Origin of the sequence: Symmachiella macrocystis (genome assembly GCF_007860075.1) — a bacterium.
GTDB lineage: Bacteria > Planctomycetota > Planctomycetia > Planctomycetales > Planctomycetaceae > Symmachiella > Symmachiella macrocystis.
Genome location: NZ_SJPP01000003.1, coordinates 245,018 through 262,616 on the forward strand (window position 1 = coordinate 245,018; position 17,599 = coordinate 262,616).

14 protein-coding genes are annotated in these 17,599 nt (G+C 55.7%); 4 read left to right on the top strand and 10 right to left on the bottom strand.

All coding sequences use genetic code 11. From position 1 onward, the window contains the following. Positions 1-6 precede the first annotated feature (6 nt). Positions 7-1,332 (bottom strand): flagellar biosynthesis protein FlhF, encoded by a 1,326-nt coding sequence (flhF, locus tag CA54_RS24400; protein ID WP_146373621.1) that lies wholly within the window; start codon positions 1,330-1,332, stop codon positions 7-9. Between the two features lie 67 nt (positions 1,333-1,399). Beyond that, the gene (flhA, locus tag CA54_RS24405; protein ID WP_231963184.1) at positions 1,400-3,520 is read right to left on the bottom strand and encodes a flagellar biosynthesis protein FlhA; all 2,121 of its coding nucleotides are present in this window, start codon (positions 3,518-3,520) and stop codon (positions 1,400-1,402) included. Between the two features lie 262 nt (positions 3,521-3,782). Between flhA and CA54_RS24410 the strand changes: the two genes are divergently transcribed. Further along, positions 3,783-4,709 carry a WD40 repeat domain-containing protein gene (locus CA54_RS24410; protein ID WP_197532795.1) on the top strand — a complete coding sequence of 309 codons (927 nt, stop codon included), beginning with the start codon at positions 3,783-3,785 and terminating at the stop codon, positions 4,707-4,709. Between the two features lie 165 nt (positions 4,710-4,874). Here the strand turns inward: CA54_RS24410 and CA54_RS24415 are convergent, their stop codons facing one another. Both CA54_RS24415 and CA54_RS24420 read right to left on the bottom strand, forming a co-directional pair. Continuing rightward, on the bottom strand, positions 4,875-5,513 hold the full coding sequence (locus CA54_RS24415) for a lysophospholipid acyltransferase family protein (RefSeq protein WP_146373623.1): 639 nt from the start codon (positions 5,511-5,513) through the stop codon (positions 4,875-4,877). 149 nt (positions 5,514-5,662) lie between these two features. Beyond that, positions 5,663-6,643 carry a phosphatidate cytidylyltransferase gene (locus CA54_RS24420; protein WP_146373624.1) on the bottom strand — a complete coding sequence of 327 codons (981 nt, stop codon included), beginning with the start codon at positions 6,641-6,643 and terminating at the stop codon, positions 5,663-5,665. 206 nt (positions 6,644-6,849) lie between these two features. Between CA54_RS24420 and CA54_RS24425 the strand changes: the two genes are divergently transcribed. Continuing rightward, positions 6,850-7,779: a leucine-rich repeat domain-containing protein gene (locus tag CA54_RS24425; RefSeq protein ID WP_146373625.1), complete on the top strand. Its 930-nt coding sequence runs from the start codon at positions 6,850-6,852 to the stop codon at positions 7,777-7,779. On the opposite strand, the gene CA54_RS24430 is transcribed toward CA54_RS24425, so the two are convergent. Both CA54_RS24430 and CA54_RS24435 read right to left on the bottom strand, forming a co-directional pair. Beyond that, positions 7,748-9,538 carry a bifunctional alpha/beta hydrolase/class I SAM-dependent methyltransferase gene (locus tag CA54_RS24430; RefSeq protein WP_146373626.1) on the bottom strand — a complete coding sequence of 597 codons (1,791 nt, stop codon included), beginning with the start codon at positions 9,536-9,538 and terminating at the stop codon, positions 7,748-7,750. The two genes, CA54_RS24425 and CA54_RS24430, sit on opposite strands and share 32 nt — an antisense overlap. A gap of 68 nt (positions 9,539-9,606) precedes the next feature. Then, entirely contained in the window at positions 9,607-10,254 is a 648-nt protein-coding gene (locus CA54_RS24435; RefSeq protein ID WP_146373627.1) for a CDP-alcohol phosphatidyltransferase family protein, read from the bottom strand. A 168-nt stretch (positions 10,255-10,422) separates the two neighbouring features. Here CA54_RS24435 and CA54_RS24440 point away from each other — a divergent pair, with 168 nt between their 5' ends. After that, positions 10,423-11,715: a phosphatase PAP2/dual specificity phosphatase family protein gene (locus CA54_RS24440; protein ID WP_197532796.1), complete on the top strand. Its 1,293-nt coding sequence runs from the start codon at positions 10,423-10,425 to the stop codon at positions 11,713-11,715. A gap of 97 nt (positions 11,716-11,812) precedes the next feature. Here the strand turns inward: CA54_RS24440 and CA54_RS29610 are convergent, their stop codons facing one another. After that, positions 11,813-12,676, bottom strand: a complete 864-nt coding sequence (locus CA54_RS29610) for a hypothetical protein (RefSeq protein ID WP_197532797.1) — start codon at positions 12,674-12,676, stop codon at positions 11,813-11,815. Between the two features lie 760 nt (positions 12,677-13,436). On the opposite strand from CA54_RS29610, the gene CA54_RS29615 reads away from it, so the two are divergent. After that, positions 13,437-13,598, top strand: a complete 162-nt coding sequence (locus CA54_RS29615; RefSeq protein WP_197532798.1) for a hypothetical protein — start codon at positions 13,437-13,439, stop codon at positions 13,596-13,598. Between the two features lie 53 nt (positions 13,599-13,651). Here CA54_RS29615 and CA54_RS24455 read toward each other — a convergent pair whose 3' ends face one another. From CA54_RS24455 to CA54_RS24465, 3 genes are all read right to left on the bottom strand, one after another. Then, on the bottom strand, positions 13,652-14,761 hold the full coding sequence (locus tag CA54_RS24455) for a Gfo/Idh/MocA family protein (RefSeq protein WP_146373631.1): 1,110 nt from the start codon (positions 14,759-14,761) through the stop codon (positions 13,652-13,654). Between the two features lie 113 nt (positions 14,762-14,874). Then, positions 14,875-16,305, bottom strand: coding sequence for a CCA tRNA nucleotidyltransferase (locus tag CA54_RS24460; RefSeq protein WP_197532799.1), 1,431 nt, complete (start codon positions 16,303-16,305; stop codon positions 14,875-14,877). A gap of 201 nt (positions 16,306-16,506) precedes the next feature. After that, positions 16,507-17,571: a 6-phosphofructokinase gene (locus CA54_RS24465; protein ID WP_146373632.1), complete on the bottom strand. Its 1,065-nt coding sequence runs from the start codon at positions 17,569-17,571 to the stop codon at positions 16,507-16,509. Positions 17,572-17,599 lie beyond the last annotated feature (28 nt).

The window sequence follows — 17,599 nt, forward strand, 5'->3', positions numbered from 1 at the left end:
CGATGCTCATTTCCCAAACAGCGACTCACTCCCCAGAACCAACCGCGCGATCCGTTCCGCCTCCGCCGTTTCAATATCGTCGGGGACATCCTGGCCGGTGGTCAAATAGCTGATCGGCGAATCGATCTTCCGGGCTGCGGATAACATAGCCCCCATGCCGGCCGCCTCATCCAGCTTCGTGAGAATCACCGATGTCGTTCCAGCCACCGCAAATTGCCGAGCAGTCGTCTCCAAACTACGCGCACTCGCCACCAAACTCATCACCAAATGCACTTCATCAACCTTGGCCTCTAACAAGAAGTTTTGCAGCTCTTGAATCTTAGGTTCGTCACGCGGACTGCGACCGGCCGTGTCAATCAACACGAGATCCAACCCAGACAATTCATCCATCGCCCGCCGCATCTCCAACGGGCTGGTGACGACCTTCATCGGCAAATCGATAATCTCGGCATAGGTCCGCAGTTGCTCCACAGCGGCAATCCGATAGGTATCGACGGTCACCAATCCCATGCGAATTCCATCACGCAACCGAAAATTCGCCGCCAACTTGGCAATGGTCGTCGTCTTCCCCACTCCTGTGGGACCCACCAATGCCACCGTCCTCCGCTGTCCCGGCGTAACACGAATCGGACCGCTGCAATGCAACTCGTTTTGGACCATCTGCGACAAACGCGCCTTGGCGAGCTGCACGTCCTGCAACTCCTCGTCAGCACATTCTGCCTTCAGGCGGCAAACCATTTCCTGAGCCAGCGTGTCCTCAACTTCACTATCGATCAACTCCGCATAGAGATGAAACAAATCACTCGGAACTTCGTCGCTACGCCGCGCTGCCGCGGTTTGACTCAGCGACTTGACCATTTGCTCAATGGACCGCAACTGACTCGAAATCGGCGACGACTCCGCAGACTGCGAACCCGAGGGTTGCGACACAACCGACGGCAATCCCATATCCGCCACCCGCTCTTGTGTTGGAGTTGGAGTTGGAGCCGGAGCCGGCGGCGGCGGCGAGAGCAATTCCGGCGCTGGTCCAAAGGCCTCCGGAGTCGACGGACGTGACAAGCCGATCTCCAGCGACACACCGCCATCATCAATGGGAGCCTTCGGCGGCGAGGCGACAGCAGCGGGCTGAACAGCGCGTGCAGCGGGTGTTCGCACATTCACGCCGGTCCCGGCAGTGACCTCCACACGCTGTCGGGTCCGCCGCCATTTGAGAAACCGCGGCTGCGGTATCTCGCGTGTATGCAAAATCACCGCTTCAGGGCCCAACTCGCGCCGCACGACATCCAATGCCTGCTGCATTGTTTCCGCTCGATAAGTCCGCACATCCGCCATTATCAAGATTCCTTCCAATTCTCACTTCGATCCGCTGAACTCCGGGACACCCCCAATGGGGCCGCTGCTAGCCGGCCGACACTGCGCCGGCACCCGCCACAGTTTCCACGCCAACCTGACCGATCGCCTCCACCTGTGTATCTCGCGTAATTTCGTTCAAACTCAAAACCGCCAACGACGGCAACACCGCAGACGTGATCTGCTTGAGCGTCGCTCGAATCTGCGGGCTCACCACAATCACAGGCTGATGGCCCGCTGCCGTCAGACGCTGCAACTCCTCAGCCACCCCACGCGTGACCGCTTCAGACACCTGCGGCGAAAGCTTCACCACCGTGCCACGCTCACCATGCTCGATCCCCGCCGCGACGAGATCCTCGATCGCCGGATCCATCGTAATGACTCGCAACACGCGATTCTTATCGCGCAACTGCTGACAAATCTGCCGCGACAACCCGTGCCGCACATACTCAGTCAAAATACCCGTATCCTTCGTCCGATCCGCCCAATCCGTCAACGACTCCAAGATCGCCTCCAAATTGCGAATCGGTACCTGCTCGCGCAACAGATTCGTCAGCACCTGATGCACTTGCGAAGTCTTCAACAAGTCGGGAATCAATTCCTCGACCACCTTGGGCGACCGTTCCTTCAAATTATCAATCAGCTGATGCACCTGCTGCCGCGACAACAACTCATCGCTGTGCTGGCGGACAACCTCAGTCAGATGCGTGACAATCACCGCTGCCGGCTCAATCACGCTATAACCCATCAACTCCGCACGCTCACGCTGTCCACTTTCAATCCAGACCGCGGGACGCCCGAATGCCGGCTCAACGGTTTCCACACCGGGAACCGTTCCGTTGGTCGCACCAGTATCGATCGCCAACAACCCGTCCGGATACGCATCGCCCCAGGCCACCGCCACATCGTTAATTTTGACCTGATACTGCCGCTGCTCGAGACGAATATTGTCGCGAATCCGCACCTTCGGCAGAATGATCCCCAATTCCTGTGCCACTTTGTGCCGCACCCGCGTCACTCGATCCAGCAAATCACCACCCGAATTCACATCGGCCAAACGGATCAAACCAAAGCCCAACTCCAACTCCATCGGATCAACCAGCAAGTTGTCCTCAGGCTTCGGCTCCGGCCGCGCCTTCTCTTCTTTCTCCGCATCTGCAGCAACCTGGGCGACCGCTTTGTGTTTACGACTTGTCGTGAGCGAATACCCTACGCCGGCACACGCCGCCCCCAAGATAAACAACGGAGGCCCCGGCAAACCGGTAAACGACAACGCCACCAAAAACCCGGCAGCAATCCACATCGCCTGAGGCGAACTAAAGATTTGCCCCACCATGTCGCCCGAAAGGTCACTGTCACTCGACGACCGCGTAATCAACAAGCCGGCTGCCAACGAAATCAAGAACGCCGGCACCTGACTGACCAACCCGTCGCCGATCGTCAATTTTGTAAAGGTTTCGATCGCCACCCGAAACGTCATATCGTTTTCAACCATGCCCATGTAGATCCCGCCGACCAAGTTGATCAACGTAATCACGATCCCGGCAATGGCATCACCACGGACAAACTTACTGGCACCATCCATGGCCCCATAGAAGTCCGCCTGCTGCGAAATCTCTTCTCGCCGCACTTTCGCCTGTTCGGCGCTAATAATCCCAGCATTCAGATCGGCATCGATGGCCATCTGCTTGCCCGGCATCCCATCCAATGCAAAACGAGCCGCCACTTCACTAATCCGCGTCGCTCCCTTGGTGATCACCAAGAATTGAATCACGACAATGATAATAAAGATGATCAGCCCCACAGCCACGCTGTCACCGGCGACAAACCGCTGAAACGAGGCAATCACCTCTCCGGCGGCAAACTCGCCGTCGCTGGCACCACGCGTTAAAATCAACCGTGTCGACGCCACATTGAGCACCAACCGCGCCAACGTCGTACCCAACAGCAATGCCGGGAAAACACTAAAATCAAGCGGTTTACGGGCATAAATCGTCGTCAGCAAGACCACGGCACCGACGGTCAAGTTGCAAGCCAGCAGCACGTCCATCGTCCACGCCGGCAGCGGAACCACGAACACAAGGATCGAGGCAAATATGACCAGCGGGAAGATGAGTTCCCGATACTTAGCCCACATGACTTCCAAACGATGAGACGCCGCAGTTGGCATCCATGCCTCCCGGGAAAGTCGAATTGGAAGAATTTGTCCAATTCGTAGAAAATCTAAAGATTTGATTAAAGTTGGCGAAAAAGAGAGCCGGGGGTTGATACTGAAAACTGAGATTACTGTCCAGATGGATTTACTGAGGAAGCGGCGTCTCGGCACGGTTTTGAGATACCCGGAAAGAGTTGACAGGCCGCCCCGACACCGCGACATTCAAGGGAAATCACCCAGTTCCCCTTCACTCCATGTTCAAGAGTTCACATCCACCATGCCCGATTCCCCCGCCACCAAAAAACTCACAGGCCACACCGCTCCGGTGTATGTCGTCGAATATCTCAAAACCAAACCACAACTCCTCAGCGGCAGTTTTGACAATACGCTCCGACTGTGGGACACAGACACGCTGAAACCGCTGGCGACCCTCGGCGGGCATACTGACTTGGTACTGACCGTCGCCATCGCACCCGACGACAAAACGATTGCCTCCGGCTCGCAGGATAAAACGATCCAACTCTGGGCGCTGCCCGATGCTCCACCCGAAGATCCCAACGCACCGCTCAAGCCGACCGGCGAACTGAAAGGGCACGCGTCGCAGATCTACAGCGTCGCCTTCAGCCCCGACGGCAAAACGCTCGCTTCCGCCTCCGCCGACAAGACCGTGCGTCTGTGGGACATCGCTACACTCAAGGAAATCCGCGCCTTGCCCGAACAAGGCGGCCCGGTCTATAGCGTCGCTTTCAGCCCGGACGGCCAAACCCTGCTCACCGGCGGCGGCGATAAAACGGTCCGCCTCTATAATGTCGCCGACGGCAAGGAACTGCGGCAATTCCCCGGCGCCGAGGATGCGGTCTACACCGTCGCGTATCACCCCGACGGAAAAACTATCGCTGCCGCCGGGCTAGACAAAGTCGTCCGCACCTGGAATGTCGATTCAGGCGAACCGGCAACAGTCTACAGCGGCGCGCGGGGCGACATCTATCGCGTGCAATACAACAGCAACGGCAGCCAACTCCTGGCTGTCACCTACGCCGCCAACCTCGCCATTTGGAACACGGCTGACGGCAAGCTGCACTATCAAACCGACCTCCCCGGCCGCACCACCTACGGCGCCGCCTGGTCCCCCAACGCCCAACAAATCGCCATCGCCGCCGAAGACGGCAACGTTTATCTGCTCGACTTGCCAAAACCTGCGTAGCGGCACAGCCGCTTGGTGCGAGCTTCCGTTCGAATTATGAGATGCCGCTCCCGTTGGTCGCTGTGCAATGTACACACTGCGTCCACGGGAGGGCGAAGCTCCTGCTGGGCCGCATCGGTTCGCGAGAGACGGTTTGCAAATCAATTGGCCATCCTACGATAGGCGCTACCAACTCTGCGCGGGCATTTCGCCGGCTAGAGATTCGATGCGGCCGGTCATTTCGTCCATGAAGGAACTCCGCTCGCCCGTCCAGCGAAACGAATCCCCCACAAACACATCGCAGAAGAACGGCACAAGCAGCGCTTCGCCGCGCGGCAGGGCCTTGCCAAAACCGTGCATAAAAATCGGCACCACATCCACATCCGGATGCCGTTTGGCAATGTGGGCGACGCCTGTTTTGAAGGTCTCGATCTGCTCCGGTTCGCCGCGGGTCCCTTCGGGAAATAGAATCACGATTTGATTCTTCTCAATCGCCTCGTTAATCGGCGCCAACGGATCGCGCCGCGCGTTTTTGACCTGCCGCTGTAGCGGAATGATGCCGATGATCTGGGTCGCGAACCATTTCAGCAAGCGGTTACGAAAAAAGTAATCCGCCGCCGCCACCGGCTGCACGTGCCGCAACTCCCGCGTGCTATACAACGTCATCAATGCCAATGCGTCGAGATGGCTATTGTGATTCGCCACAATCACCGCCGGCCCCGACCGCGGCAACCGCTCCGCATGCCGCACGTTCATGCCCAAAATAATCAGCATGATCGGCCGGACCACGATCAAGAAAAACAACGCGCGCAAGAAATGATTCATAGGCTTTCGCTGCCGAAAAAATTCACCACGGGGGGAATTAGACTGTAGGCTGTAGACTCTAGACTGTAGGGTTGCACGATCTCATCATTTCCTAAGGCCTACGGTCTAAAGCCTAAAGCCTTTTTTGCCTCCGTGGTAAATTGTCGTCTTCAAAAATAAAGATGATACACGAAGTGAAAAAACAACGGAGCGGTATACGTCAAACTGTCTGCTCGATCCAAAATACCGCCGTGGCCGGGAAGAATGCTGCCGGAATCCTTCACGCCCAAATCGCGTTTGATTGCCGAAATGGAAAGGTCTCCAAGAAACCCGGCGACGCCGATCAACAGACCGGCCAGCAACGACCACTTGGCATCCATCAATGTTAACCGCGGGCCGATCAACCAAGCCAACACGACCGTCGTCGCTACGCCTCCTAAAAAGCCCTCGACCGTTTTGCCGGGACTGACATTGGGAGCGATCTTGTGCCGGCCCAATGACTTGCCCCAAACGAACTGTGCGACATCGCCTAGCTGAGTCAGCACCACCAAAAAGATCAACAATCCCGGCCCCGGTTGCAGCGCCGATTCCACCGTTGGCCAATCCGGCACTGCACGCCCCGTATCCACTGGTTTGAGCACCAACAAATAGGCCGCGTGCGACAGGCTGAAGACGGTCGTCATCAACCCCCAATGCACGACTCCCGCCGACCGCAAAAATCCCTCGGTGCGGCCGGCGAAGACCATGCGGGTGGGAATCAACAAAAATAGGTACACCGGAATGAAGATGATAAACATCCCGTACCACGACAGATGTACCCAATAGAATTGCAGCGGGATACTCAAGTAGGCCCAAAACAGCACGCGGCGATCGGCGCGGCGAGTCGGAATCAGCGACAGATATTCCTTGAGTGCCAGAAAACTGACAAAGCCCAGGAAACACAGAAACCCCCATTCGGGCAGCGCCAGCGAAATGCCGAACAGCCCGGCAATGATCCACCACGTCCGCGTCCGCTTGACCAATTCGCTGTGATCGCGCTGCGGCCGGAATTTGCAAACGGCAAAGACCAACACCGAAGAGGCAACCAAGATCCCCAAAATTCCACCGAGCGCGACACGAACTTCGGGCGTAAGATGATCGAACAGGTGCATCCTGAAAATCCTTTACCATTTCGCCGGCATAAGATGTGCGGCATGGACGTCCGGGTTGTTTCAAGGCGTGCATGGTAACGATTTCCTGTTTTGCCTGCATGTCTTAAGGGACAGCATAATCAGATTGTTTGCGAAGATTGATTGGGATAGGCTGAGAAGTATCGGCAACCTGCTTATTGCCCAATGTCTAATCTAGGACGCTCGCCATGACGGATGAATCCTCAAAACGTCGACGCATGCGAATTCGTTTGTTGTTGCTATTTGCCATTTTATTGTTTGTCGTTTGCGCGCCGTGCTTTATGGGTTGTCCGTGGATTGGACGACATATTTATTGCAACCCGCTGACCGTCGCCATAATTGAGCAGTTGGGGGGATCCGTCGAAGGAATCCAAATCAGTGACCGTCCCTGCCAAGAAGTAGTAACAATCAAGCTCGACAATACGGCGTTTAATAATGCGGAAATGCATCGACTTCGAAATTTAACGTACCTTGAGAGACTATCGCTCAATAACACTCCGGTAACGGATGATGGCTTAGCAAATCTCCAACAACTCACAGAGCTAAAGTCACTCGCACTTTCCGACACGCAAGTTACCAGTGCAGGATTGGACCACATCAAGGGTTTGAACAATTTGATATCTCTTCATCTGAGCCAGACGCTCCTTGATGATGGCGGATTGCAAAACCTTCGTGAATTGAAAAAACTGCGAATTTTATCGCTCAGTAATACTCAGGTAGGTGATGCGGGGCTGGAGAACCTTGAATCGTTGACAGACCTCCATCAGTTGTGGCTCGACGATACTAAAGTTGGCGACACAAGACTGGTCCACCTCCGAGGGCTAACGAAGCTCGTTTTTCTTCAGTTGAATAATACGGGTGTCGGTGATGCAGGTTTAGAACGACTGAGAGGACTGACAAATATGTGGTCATTGCTCCTTCACAATAATCAAATCACCGACAAAGGTTTGGACGCTCTTACGCAGATGAACGAGCTTCGATATCTTCGACTCGATGGCAATCAAGTCACCGAAGTTGGAATTGAGAATTTGCAGCGAGCTCTTCCTGGTTGTCAAATTTATTGGAAGTCGCCACCTCGTTTTCCAATCACCCCTCCCGCACCGCCATCGACACACTAAATATCCCTTCGTCATCCACCAGCGTCTCCAACTTGCGAAATCCCGCCGCCGCCACCAACTGATCCATCTCCACCTGCGTGCGGCAGCGCATCACCCAGGGGTCGCCGTCGCGGTTGGGTAACACGCGGGCGATCATTTCCTGCTGGGGATGCCACGGCTGATTGGTGTACAGCAACAATCCGCCAGCGGGGACCGCAGCTGCCAGACCGCGGAGTGACTCGCGAATTGGACCGTTATCGGGAAACAATTCGTACAGCCCGCTGACCACAGCGATATTCGGCTGCGGCGTGTGTGCGGCGATTGCTTCCGCATCAAACGCGTCGCTTTGGCGATAATCGACCGACGTGATGCCCATCGATTTCGCCAATGCACGGCCCCAATCCAAACCGCCGGTGTCGCGATCGCACAATACGGCAGACATTTCGACGTCCGCATGCCGCTGGATCGCTTCCAAGACATACCGTCCCGGTCCAGCGGCGATATCGAGCAACCGCACCGCTTCACCGCGTTGGGCCGTTCGCGCGATGGCGCGATTCAACAGCTCAAGCATATGCACCTTGCGCTGCCGAATTCCCCGCCAACCGGGAGAATCCAGATAAGCCCGGTCAATCATCCGGCCAACAAACGTCGTCCCTTCCGCCCGATTGCGATAAACATGGTCCAACGATTCCCCGGAATCAAAACCAGTCCGCCAACCAATACGCACCCCGCGACTCAATCGTCCACCGGTATTCATGCCCAATTTTTGCAGTGCATACGCCCACCGTTTGGGGGACAGCAGCGAAAGCGGTTGCTCCAAGTCGTCGCAGATCGACTTCGAATAACCCGACTTGTCCGCCTCCAATAATGACGCTGCCGGTGCCGGATCTTCGAATTGTCGCTCAATAAATTCCCGCGTCCGTGCGATCGGCAGGGCGCGTTCTTTTTCCCAAAATGTGGAGTGGTAAAACGACGGATTCACCTCCCTCTCTTTGACGGCGGACCCGAGCCGATCGAAAAACTGCTGTTGTGGTTTGGATTCCACCACATAGTCGGCACCGGACGACAGTAACAACGTCGGCGCCACAATCGCGCCGGCGTCTTCGATCAACCGCGTGGACGTATCATGCACATCCAACAGAATATTCGTGGCGATCTGTGGCGTGACCAACGCGTCGTCGGCATACAATTGTGCTTGTTCTTGATCGTGCGTCAGCATTCGCGGTTTGACGTAACTGCTAACGAACGACTTGGGCTTTAACTTCTGCCACAACCGCAAGCCAGTGATGGCACCAGGGACATAAAGTTTAATCCGCAGCGCCGGCGTCGCGAGTACCATGGCACGAATGGGTGGCGCGTAATCATGCACCCAAGCGGCAGCCAACACGGCGCCCACGCTTTGTCCGACAACGGCCATGTCGGCGATGGCGATCCCATGCGTTGCGGAAAGATGCCGAACAAATTCATCGGCATCGCGAACCATGCGTCCGAAACTTTCGGCATCACCTCGTTCGCCGGGCGAACGCCCATGACCGCGCGCATCGAAGGCAAAAAACCAGGTCTCCTCCATCCCTATGCGGTCGACAACATCCTGCCAACGGCCCGAATGTTCATGCCCCCGATGAAACAGCAGCACCGCTTGTGAGGATCGCCCTTGCGGCGCCCATGCACGATAAAACAACTCAGTGCCGTCACTGGTCGTGAAACAATGTTCCGACGCAATGCGGGTTGCCGGAAGTTGCGTGGATGAGTTTTCGATTTCAGCAAGCAGAGTCGCCATTGTCTTTGTCCCCTCAATACTTGGTCAAGTGGCCTGTTAAGAGAGGGGCGCAAACAGGTAGCCGTATATCACGCGGAATTTGGAGAATTCACTACATTTTCAGACGATGCCGCCCGTACTTCCGCTAAACCACGCCGGGCGCGGTTCACGATCGTTAGCATTAACAGAACAATTGCGACGACGAGCAAGCCGTCCAACCACCGCCCGGTCTCGACCCCACAACCGAGCAATAAGCCAATGAAGCCAAACAAAAACGCACGATCACTCTTCCCCAAGGGACCGTCATAGCGCCGCTCGCTCCCGATTTGCACCGCAACCACGCCGGTCATCTCGCTGATAATGCCTTCAATCACCACCAACACCACCAACACCGGGTGCACACCTGGTACCAGCGCAAATGGCAGATACAGCGCAGCATCGGCAATCACATCCCCCAATTCATTCAGGATCGCCCCCAGCGGCGATTTCATGCCGTGTTCGCGAGCCAACATGCCGTCAACCGCATTGAGCGCCATCCGCACGAATAAAAACGGCGGAACCAGCAGCAGCGGCCACCGTCGTTCTGGGTAGAGCGCAATACAAGCCCCAACCGCAATCGACAACACGGCCGCAGCCACGGTGACCTGATTGGCCGTCACGCCCGCCGCCGCTAATCCGCGTGTGATCGGTCGCAACAGCGCTTGGAACCGCGGCTTCAAATCGTAAATGCTCGGCATAGTTTTTCCATGATATTTGTCAAATCAAGTCGCCATAAACAACAGGCGGCTCTGCTACTCACTATAGCATTTCCAAACCACGGCGCAGCTAACACAAACCTTGCCATACCGAATTTCATCAAGGCAATCATGAGCAACCAATACCCCAAGCATCAACGATCCGATGCCATGTCATGGAAACAACCAGCGCTCACCTCCGCAGGGTTGTCACTATTATTCATGTTGGTTTACTCAGCAACAAACTACATCTCATCGCTCCGCAGTGACGTGGGAACGTGGTACTACGACTGGGAACAGATCATTCCATTCGTCCCGGCGATGATCATTCCCTATATGTCGATCGACCTGTTTTTCGTCGCTGCTCCATTTCTCTGCCGTGATCGTGTGGAACTGCGAATCTTGTCACGGCGAATCTTGCTGGCCATTCTCTTAGCAGGTGGTTGTTTTTTGCTGTTTCCTCTGCAATTGGCCGTCGAACGTCCGCCGGTATCGGGGATGCTGGGAGAGTTATTCAATCAATTTCGCCAATTCGACCTCCCGTACAACCTCTGCCCGTCGCTGCACATCGCGCTGCGGACGATTCTAGCCGTGCATTACGCACGGCACACCCACGGAGCAGTCCGCTGGGCATCCAACTTTTGGTTTAGTTTGATTGGCCTATCGACGTTGCTGACCTATCAACACCATATCGTCGACGTTGCCGGCGGTTTCGTATTAGCCGCAGTCTGCTTCTACCTCGTCCGTTCGACGCCGTTCCGATTACCGGTCGAGCAGAACATGGCTGTCGGACGACGGTATGCCTGCGGCGCAATCGCTTTGGCCGTTGTCGGGATCGGCATCGGTTCCTGGGGGCTCTGGTTATTGTGGCCGGCCGTTTCGGCGGGATTGGTCGCTGCGGGGTATTTCGGCATCGGACCAGGAATTTTCGACAAACGCGACGGGCAACTGCCATTCTGTTCGCAGCTCATCCTGGCTCCGGTGTTTTTCGGGCAGTACTTATCGTGGTTACATTACCGCCAAGAATGCCGCCCGTGGGATACCGTAACCGAACAGCTTCGGATTGGCAGACGTTTGGCGGACCATGAAGCCGCAGAGGCGATTCGCGCTGGCGTCACCGCTGTTGTCGACCTGACCGTTGCATTCTCCGAACCAAGTGAATTTCAACGGCTGGATTACTTGGCCCTGCCAGTCTTAGATTTGACCGCTCCTACGCCGGAGCAACTCGATACGGCGGTTCAATTCATCGAATTGCATTCACAGCGCGGAGTGGTTTACGTGCATTGCAATATCGGCTATTCCCGCAGCGCCGCCGTGGTGGGTGCTTACCTGCTACACACCGGCATGGCCCGTCACGCAGATGAGGCAATGGCGCAGTTACGTGCGGCGCGACCGACAATCGTAATCCGCCCTGAAGCAGAGGCGGCAATTCGTCGCTATCACAGGGAAAGGTGCGGGCGATAGAAACAATGGACAAATTAAAAAAAGGAACTCCCCTCTCTTTGCAGAGAAGCGAGTTCCTCGTGTTCCGTGAATTCTGTGCTGTGCAAATCGCGTGCAACTACTTTTCTTCGTTGTAGGTACGCACGCTGTCGCCGCCTTCTTTAGCTTTTTCTTCTTCACGTTCCTTGGACTTGGTCACAGCAATGGTCACCATACCTTGGGCTGCTTGAAGTTGACGACCGCTGAAGTACGCTTCGTCCGGACGTCCGACGCGATCGAATTTCTTCTGCGCCAATTCACGCCAGCTCATGTCATTGGCAAGATGCCACGCGGCCGCTTGAACGGCGCCGAAATCGCTGTTGCTACGGCTCGAGCCATAGCTTTCGACCAATTCCAACAATGGTCCGTTGCTGGTGAATTCTTCCAACGGTTTGATTTCGTATTCCATTTTGGGACGCGGCTCGGCTTTACCATGCTCGAGGCAAACCGTCTTGATTTTGATCTTCGCGGTTTTTTCAGCAGGTACGGAAAATAATCCGCCGCCACCACCGCCACCACCAAATCCGCCACCACCACCACCGAACCCGCCGCCGCCGCCAACCGCTTGGCCGCCACCGCCGCCGCCTTGTCCGCCAAAGCCACCGCCACCGCCACCGACATTCCCGCCGGCACCGCCAATTTGTTTCATCACGTGCACAGCCGCGAATGCCTTCGGCATTTGGATCGTCAACGGCTTGTCACCCGTATTGGTGATGAACAGGTTTCCGCCTTTGGAATCCTTGGCAATGTACGAAACGTCCAACGACTTTTGCTCAATCCCATCGAACAGCGGCACGACATCCGCAGTCGGATCGAGGGTCAATTTGGTAATGGCTCGGGATTTCGACGCCCCTGTGAGCGTGACAACACCGGCGATTGATAAACAAGTCATCAATAACGCGGTTCGTCCTCGAAACGGCTTGCTAAGGAATCGCGGCAACATGGAACATTTCCTTTCACGGAACGACGGCAATTTTGTTATTCGCCGGAAACTAAGGCACGGAAATCTGCACAGAACTTTTGCTAAAGAAATCGCAGGAATTCAACCATTCCCTCTATTTACCCTAGACTTACATAAAATTGTATCGCGCCGTCGCCGGCTCGATCAACAATAAGTTTAATGAACTTGGGATATTTTCCCAGATTCATCCCACCTCAAAGCCAAAAAACGGGATTCGCGGGCTGTCATACTGCTAGTTTCGACTGCAAACCTTGCGTCAACACATCACAGCCGAGAATCAGGCCATCGCGAGCATTGCCCAACACAGCTGCGTTTTCCGCACTGTCACCCGACGACTTCGCTAAACGCTAACGAAACAACGGAAAAAAAGAGGCTTCCCGCGATATCGACGACAAACAAGCGAACCTATGATATTCCTGCCAGCCGTAAACAACTCAACGTAGACAGAGTGTTCGCTTCGCTCGTGCTATTCCGGTTCATAGGTCATAACGTAGAAACCCCGAACATTTCACACCGATTTTAGCGATTTCCAAGAGAATCTTTTCCCAACCGCACCGTACGCCAGAAAAGAGACGTTACAGTCGGCAAAACCGTTAGGACTGTGCTGGCCCCGTGCAATGAACACCAAGTAGCAAACAGCGAGACACTTGAAGCCACGTTCCCTGCCGGTATCATGACCAAATTGCCCGGCGACCACCGGGCGGTACGCTAAGAATTCGACACGGACATTGAGGAATCCAGCATGACGGGCTACACAGTACACACCGGATCGACGGACGCATTTGCCAATAATTACGACCAGATTTTTGGCGCGAAGAAGGCGGCAAAGAAAAAGACCTCTCCGAAAAAGAAGTCCCCCAAAGTCGCCGCGAAGAAGAAAAAACGCGCACAACCAAAAAAGTAAACCGCGTTTCTCAATGGGGGCAATCCTCAGCACCAGCCAGTCAAGCGGTCTGCTTACGTCTCCAATCCACTTGGCAATGTCACCCAACTTCGGTTGTCGAATGATTCCAACACCGCATCTGCGATCCGCTGCGCACTGGCTCCATCATCGAATCCCGGGACGGCATCGCGCTGTTCGATGATCGCCGAGACGAGTTCGTAGACCAGATCGTACCGGAAGACCGTGGCGGGTACGCCCTGGCTGGGATCACGGGGGCTGCCGTCCGGCGTGAGGAACTCCGCAGGCACATCGACTTTTTCTAGCGACTCGCCCCCCTTGCCCAGCAAAATCGTATTCGGCTCAGTGAGTTGGTACACGGCCGAGCCTTCACTGCCATTCACCTCGGCCCATTCCCGCCCGAAGCCTCCGAAGTGATAGCCCTTCATCACCGTGCTTCCCTCGAACACACCGACTGCACCTCCAGAGAATTGACCGATCAATGCCGACCAATCGTCGACATCCGATGGCGGACACGCTTGACCATCGGCCGTCTTTTCGCGCGTTGCGTATTGCGCAATGGCACCGCAGACAGCCGTCATCGGCCCCATCAAGTCCTGTGCGAAATCGATGCGATGGATTGTCATATCGAACAGATCCCCCGCTCCGGCCAATTTTTTAGATTGTCGCCAGCCCCAACTCGTTTCCGGTAAATCCAGAAAACGCTGGCTACGAAAATGCCGCGGCACACCCAGCGCGCCCGTCGCAACCAGATGCTTCAAATACCGCATCGACGGCGCAAACCGATACGTAAAAGCGGTCATATGCCGGACCCCTTGGTCGCGGGCGGCCTGATACATCTCCAGCGATTCGGCGAAATTCAGCCCCAACGGTTTTTCGCACATCACATGTTTGCCCCCGGCAATACAGGCCAGCGCAATCTCCTTGTGCGTGAAATTGGGGGTGGCAATGATCACCGCATCGACATCGGGATCAGCCGCCAATTCTTTGTAGTCGGTCGTACACCGCGTTGGTCCCCAATCGGTTTGACGCTGCTGCATCAAGTCGGCATTGGGGTCGCAAATCGCCACGAGTTCGGCGCGAGGATCGATCTTGATGCCGGGAACATGGTGGTAGTCGGAAACAGCGCCGGCACCGATAATGCCGAAACGAATGGGAGCGGGCATGGGAGGAACTAGGCCTTCGACTGTAGTCTTTAGGAATGCTCAATGCGGGCGTTTGGTTTTAGACTGTAAGGACGTTCGCCCGCTTTCGCAAGGATTGGCCCGGCAGCAGTCCGTTAGGAATTCTCTTCGATGCTCTTGCCAGTTATCAATTGATTCACAACCGTAAGCGCCGCTTCGCGGGTGGTGATTTCAACGTCCAATTGGCGGTCACGGATCGAATCGAGAATTTCCTTGAATCCCGGTCCCGGCGACAAACCGGCCGCAATCAAATCGCCGCCGTTAATCAATTCGGGAGGATTGAGTTCATCAGCGGGCGTTTCCTCATAGAAGCGTTCGGTGAATTCGACAGCGGTCAAATCCACCTCGGCCGCGACGGCGGCAACCCGGTTCAGCATGAGCAATTCCTTCGCGCCCGGCTTTACCAATAACCGTTTGAGCGCGTGCAGCGGAAGTTGCGGAGCATCGCGAAGAACGTGTTGCTGCTGGACCAGCCAACAGATCCGTTCAGTTTGCTGGTTCGATAATTTCAAGCGGCGGCAAATTTGCTCGACCACCTCCGCACGCGCTGCGTCGCGGGCAGCGGGAGAATCGTTTTCTCGACCCTGCTGAGTGGGGACTTCTCGCAGCAAGATGGCAAAGGCCAACTCAAACGACATCTCCGAATGTCCAGCTAACATCCGCAAGGTTCTGCCCCAGTGCTCGGCCGAATCGACTTCGTTCAAGTTGGGGATGATCTCCGGCAATATCATCCGCAGCAGCCCCAATTCGCGCAACGATTCCAACGCCCGCACCCGCCGAGGGCAAACCAGCATACGTGCTAATTCATGGAAGATGCGTTCAACGCTGACCACTGCGATTTCCGTAGCCATCTCCGCAATCGCCGCCGCAGTGGCTGGATCGAGTGTGAATTCTAAAGTCGCTGCGATCCGTACCGCGCGGAGCATCCGCAATTTGTCTTCCGTGATGCGATGATGCGCGTCGCCAATCGCCCGCACGATACCTAACCGCAGATCCTCCTGCCCGCCCACAAAATCTAGAACCTCATTTTTGAGCGGATCATAGAACATGCCGTTGATGGTAAAATCGCGCCGCCGGGCGTCTTCTTCGGGCGTGCAGTATTGTACGGAATCGGGGCGACGGCCATCGAGATACGGGCCTTCCTTGCGAAACGTGGCGACCTCGACGTTGTCTTCGCTACGCGGCGCCGTCACCAGCATCACACCAAAACTGGCCCCCACGGGCACCGTGCGATGCCTTCCAAAAACTTTACGGACTTCGTCCGGACGCGCATTGGTAGCGACGTCATAATCCGAAGGTTCGCGTCCCAACAACGCATCGCGCACACACCCGCCCGCCCACAATGCTTGGTACCCCGCTTCATGCAATTCCCGCGCAACGTAGAGGGCAAACTCGCGGCGGGTATTGCTGGTGGTCATATTCTCAACTCTCTGGGTGGCTGCTTTGCATTTTAGGCCGAAGCCGCGACCGGGCAAAGCCACAGCCGACAAGACACGCCCCACAGCCACTAGGTTCCAGGTTGCCATCGCCAAGAACCTGTTTCAAAACCCGGTTGCGCTTGTTCCGGAAACTTACATTCTAGTATCAGCGAGATGCGTCAGAGGGTTTTGAAACTACTTCAAGACAAAAAAACGGCGAGCGGAAACGTGATGGTTCCCACTCGCCGAATACCATTGACTACTAAGCCGGTCGCCGCCGTTGGGTGACCGAACCATACGACGCAACGCTTACGGAGTGTGGTTGGGATCGGCGTCGTATTTGAAGAATTCTCCCGCTTCGCGCATGAATTCCAGGTCCAAGGTGCGGAGCGTACCCACCGCTTCGGATAATGGGGCGTCGACAATACCCATGCCTCGCAAGGCGACCATGCGGCCATATTGACGGTTGAGCACTAACCGAGCGGCATTGATTCCCAAACGGGTCCCCAACACGCGGTCGTAGGCGCTGGGCGGACCACCGCGCTGCAAGTGACCCAATGTGACGGCCCGCGTTTCGATTCCGGTCCGTTCTTCAATGACTTCAGCCAAGGTATCGCCAATCCCGCCAAGTTTCACATGACCAAAGTCATCCACTTCGGCGTCCTGTGTGACCATACCGCTTTGCGGCAACTTGGCCCCTTCGCTGGCGATGATCAGGCCGTACGACTTGCCTTCCGCACGACGCGCTTTGAGAATATTGCACATCTCGTCGATGTCGACTTCGACTTCCGGCACGAGAATAAAGTCGGCGGCGGTCGCAATTCCGGCGAAACAGGCGATCCACCCGGCGTGGCGTCCCATGGTTTCGATGACCATCACACGACGATGCGACTCGGCTGTCGTCCGCAAACGGTCCACCGATTCCATCACGATATTGATCGACGTATCAAAGCCAAACGTAAAGTCGGTGCAACTCAAGTCGTTGTCGATTGTCTTAGGTACACCAACCACGGGAAACTTGCGTTCCGAATACAACCGGCTGGCAACACCCAATGTGTCGTCACCCCCAATGGCGATGAGCGCATCCACATCGAGTTCATCAAACGTCTTGATCAAACGATCCGCCAGTTCGGGGTCATCTGGATCTTTATAAGGATTCGTTCGCGAAGACCCCAGAATCGTGCCGCCACGGGCAATGATTTCATCGGTGTCCTGAACGCAGAGATCTGTAAAATTTCCCTCAATCGCGCCGCGCCAACCTTCAAGCATGCCGATCGATTTTCCGCCGGCATTGTGAATCGTGCGAACCACTGCGCGAATCACCGGGTTCAGACCGGGACAATCGCCGCCACCGGTCAATAATGCAACTTTCATTTTCTCACGTCTCTCTTGTTTGACAAAA